Genomic DNA, 4370 nt, shown 5'->3' on the forward strand with positions numbered 1-4370 from the left:
TCTATGTCTAACAATTGTAGGGCACTTCACTTCTCTAGCAGAGGCTCTAATTCGGACTGACGGTTTTCGTATCTCTCTTCAGTGGAAAGGTCTTCCCAGGCGCGCTCCAGGCTAAACATTTGACTACAGTAGTTGATCCCTTGATTAGCACCGAAGTCGCGTCGGACTCTATAGCCTTGTCTTTAGGCAAGGAACCATGGAATTTTCGTCTTGCATGAGCCATACAGCCTACAAGAGTCACATCCTGTTGGCTTAATCGTAAATAGCCAGGATATTGATCACATGAAGGTATCCGCTGAAGCCTGCCAGGAAATCCCATGCTTCGGCGCCTTTTCGTGATCCATGGTGATACAGGACAATCGGCTTCTCGGCATGCTTGCCTGACAAGAAGGTCCAGACGTAGTCTTTAGCTCTTTCACTGTCTAAGACTCGATATGGCGTCTCATCTGCGTGAATTACATCCTGCTTTAGCAGTTCTTTTCTCAAGGGCTCGTAAAGGCTGGAGAGGTAGTACTCGCAGACCTTGATGTGCCAATTAGAGACCGTCTTGTGATCAAGCGGAAGGCCCATATGCCACAAGTCTTTCTCTTGCCGGTAGGCAGGAACCTTGAGAACGTACTTCTGATAGATAGTATTTGAGATCAAAGAAGATGAGCCAAGACTGTTGGTTAACGGAGCCTTGGGTACAGGTACTTTGATAATCTTGTCAGCTGGCGCTTTATCACTGCAGTGCTAGCACTTGTAAGAGTGCTGGATGTGATCGATTCTCTTAACTTGGGCTGGAATGTAGAGCAGCTTTTTTCTGGCACAGAAGCTGCCGATCTCTTTCAGCTCGTGCTGGCAGTCTGGGCAGGTAAGATTATCCAAACGATGATGAAGCTCCTCGCCCGGTAGAGAGTCTAAGATGTCTTGCTTTTTACCGACTTGCTTGCGTCTCTTATAGGTAATAGTTTCGGTAATGCGATGGCAAGTCCTTGTCATCTTGAGAGGCGTTGTCTTCCTCAAGCTTTACCATTGATCAGCTCCACTGTACGTAAAGTCTCATAAACTGATTAATCCCATCTTAGCATTGCTAGGATGGGATTTTAATATGCCGCACTATTGGGTGCTTACCTTCACTGAAGTACAATAGCTATAGAACGTTTTGTACAGTTAGAAATGTGATGAGGAAACTAGAAATGTTGGACAAGATCAGATTTGACGACTTAGTGGAAGAGTACCAGAAAGACTTTGAGTACAGAATTCATAGTGATCATTCTTTGTGGTTAGCAATAGCATGCTTTCAGAATAATTGGAGCTTAGATGACCGAGATTTTGAAAGCATGTTTGCTGATGTTGTACAGAATCTAGGTAACATTCTTAATCTCAATACGTTTACGTTTGACAGTGACGCGTTGCTAGAACTTATTGAAAGATCTCCGAAAATAGTCCATGCAATGATGGTTGATCTGTTTGATGAAAATCAAGACACCGTAATTCGAATCAAAAACTTTAAGCAGCAAGCCAATGAATTGCTAGATGGGGACTACGCTTTAGATGAAGAGACGGTCAGTATGTTGCTTTGCCTTAATTCACCTGATAAATACAGTGTATTTAACTTGCGAGGCTGTCAAAGACTGGCTAGCTGGCTTAAGTTAGACTATGAATTTGAGCAACAAGCTACTGTCAAGAATCTACAAAATTGGTTAGTTCTGGCTCAAGAAATTATTGAGCGGTTATCTGACAATCAGCTACTGCTTGCTGAGTACATGTACTATCTTGAATGGGATACTGAAGAGGAGCCAAATTATCTGTATTATCTGTGCGATAAGTTTGGAAATGATTTTCAATGGTCTGCTGAAAAGGATTCTCAGCTTTTGGTCCTAGCATCCGATATCTGCAATTATCTTACCCAGAATCGTAATTTGACTCCTACAATTGGTCAGAAGCAGTACTGGTGGTTAAATGCTAATCCCAGTTTTTGGAATCTTTCTGATTTAAAGGTTGGTGAGGAGCGCTATTATACCCTTTATAGTGAAAGCGGCCATAAAAGACGGGTCTTCCAGCATTTCTTGGATGCAAAGGTTGGTGACAAGATTATTGGCTATGAATCATATCCTAGCCGGAATGTTGTAGCTTTGATGGAAATCAGCCGGGCTAGTGATGGTGAGGCGGTCTTTTTCAAGAAAATCGAAGAATTTGAACATCCAGTAGCTTATAAAGACCTGCGGCAATACCCGGAACTGAAAGACTTAGAAGTTTTCATCAGCCCAACTGGCTCACTATTCAAGGTAACTGAAGACGAATTCAACTTCATTATGGATAAGGTAAGAGAGCATAATCCGGTGGCATATACTAAAGAGAATTTTCTCTCAGAGGTTTACATGCCAGAAGCAGACTATGATCGCGTATCAGCACTGTTAAAGTACAAGAAGAACATAATTCTGCAAGGCGCACCTGGTGTAGGCAAGACTTTTGCGGCTAAGCGGCTGGCGTATGCAATGATGGGGCAGAAAAAGGACGAAAATATTGAGCTGATCCAGTTCCACCAAAGCTACACTTACGAAGACTTCATGATGGGCTACAAGCCTACTGAACAGGGCTTTGAACTTCGCTATGGCAGCTTTTACCGCTTCTGCAAGCGAGCGGCTGAGCATCCAGATGAGCCGTTTTTCTGCATCATTGATGAGATAAATCGTGGCAACTTAAGCAAGATTTTTGGTGAGCTGCTCATGCTGCTCGAAAAGGATTACCGAGATCAGCCGATAACTTTAGCTTACACAGATGAACCATTTGCCGTTCCAAGCAATGTTTATCTGATCGGCATGATGAACACTGCTGACCGCAGCTTGTCGATAATTGATTATGCCTTGCGGCGGAGATTCAGTTTCTTTGATATGAAACCAGCTTTTGAAAGTACTAGCTTTATGCAGCAACAACTAATTGCCGGGAATGTTACTTTTGACAGATTGATCAACCGAATTGAAGAACTCAACGATGAGATCAGCAGAGATCTTTCTCTTGGACCAGGTTTCTGCATGGGTCACAGCTATTTTAGTAATCCGGAAGGGGAATGGACGATTGATAAACTAAGACTGATTGTTGATTACGATATTTTGCCGATGCTGAGGGAATACTGGTTTGATGACCAGGATAAGCTGGAGCATTGGGAAAGCGCACTGCATGAGGTTCTCAATGATTAAGGACAAGAGCATCTTCATCAAGAACGTCTACTATATGCTGAGCTATGCTTTTGGCAACCTGTATGAAACAGAGTATAAAAATATCGCCAAGGAAAGTTTTGATAATCTGGACAATCTGTTTGCCGCAATCTTAGCTAAGGGGATCGGCAAGCAGCTTAAACAGGGCCTGTACCGTGAATATGTGGCTTGTCATGATAATTTGCCAACCGTCCGCGGCAAGATTGACCTGGTTGAAACTGTCCGCAATCAGCTGGCTTGCCGAAAACTTGTAGCCTGTGACTTTGATGAGTTATCTGCCAATAACTTATACAATCAAATTCTAAAATCGACTGCCTTACAGCTGGCGAGGTCAAAGAAGGCTGACAAGAAATACCTTGATCAGCTCAAGAAAGAGTTGGTCTTCTTTGGTGAGATTGATATGGTTGATTTGTCTAAAGTGCCCTGGCATAAGCTTCGTTTTCACCGCTACAATCAGAGTTACCGGCTGCTACTAGGGTTATGTGAGCTGCTGACTGAGGGCAAAATCATGACTACAGAGCAAGGGATAATACGGTTGACTGACTTTGCTGATGATCAGCGGATGTCGCACCTGTACGAGAAGTTCATTCTTGAGTATTACGTGCAAGAGTACGGCCAAAAGTATCGCGGCTTTACCGCAAAGGCCGCGATGATTCCCTGGCAGCTGGACGATGGCAACAAGAATTTATTGCCGGTGATGAAGTCAGATGTGCTCTTGTCATATGGTGGTAGGAAATTGGTGATCGATGCCAAGTATTATGCCCATAGCTTACAGAGCAACTTTGACACGAAGACGATACACTCAGCTAACCTGTATCAAATTTTTGCCTATGTTAAGAATCTGGCGGCCATGCGAAGGGATGATACGGTGGCAGGGATGCTCTTGTATGCTAGGACTGACGAGGAGATTGTCCCAGATGAAGACTATCAGATGAGCGGAAACCGGATCAGTGTGAAGACCCTGGACTTGGGGCAGGAGTTCCCAGTTATCAAGGAGCAATTGGACAAAATTGTAACAGAGTACTTTACAGAATTGGGATAAAGCTAAATCCCCGTATCTGCACTATCGCAGGTACGGGGATTTTTATGTGTGCGGAAGCGGACAAGGTGTTGGGTACTGGCAAAGTGCCTGGGGACAGAAAAACATACTAACCTAGTGTTGGATGATTA

The 4370-nt window shown here is 43.8% G+C and carries 2 protein-coding genes and 1 pseudogene; 2 read left to right on the forward strand and 1 reads right to left on the reverse strand.

What is annotated here, in order from left to right:
• Positions 1 to 29: 29 nt before the first annotated feature.
• A pseudogene (locus tag HMPREF3168_RS10050) lies at positions 30 to 981 on the reverse strand (IS66 family transposase); the annotation flags it as partial.
• A 197-nt stretch (positions 982 to 1178) separates the two neighbouring features.
• On the opposite strand from HMPREF3168_RS10050, the gene HMPREF3168_RS00440 reads away from it, so the two are divergent.
• Positions 1179 to 3182 (forward strand): AAA family ATPase, encoded by a 2004-nt coding sequence (locus HMPREF3168_RS00440; protein ID WP_070487933.1) that lies wholly within the window; start codon positions 1179 to 1181, stop codon positions 3180 to 3182.
• Positions 3175 to 4242: a 5-methylcytosine-specific restriction endonuclease system specificity protein McrC gene (mcrC, locus tag HMPREF3168_RS00445; protein ID WP_070487934.1), complete on the forward strand. Its 1068-nt coding sequence runs from the start codon at positions 3175 to 3177 to the stop codon at positions 4240 to 4242. The genes HMPREF3168_RS00440 and mcrC overlap by 8 nt, the downstream gene beginning before the upstream one ends.
• Positions 4243 to 4370 lie beyond the last annotated feature (128 nt).

The organism is Lactobacillus sp. HMSC08B12 (genome assembly GCF_001808415.1).
GTDB classification, from domain to species: Bacteria; Bacillota; Bacilli; order Lactobacillales; family Lactobacillaceae; genus Lactobacillus; species Lactobacillus delbrueckii.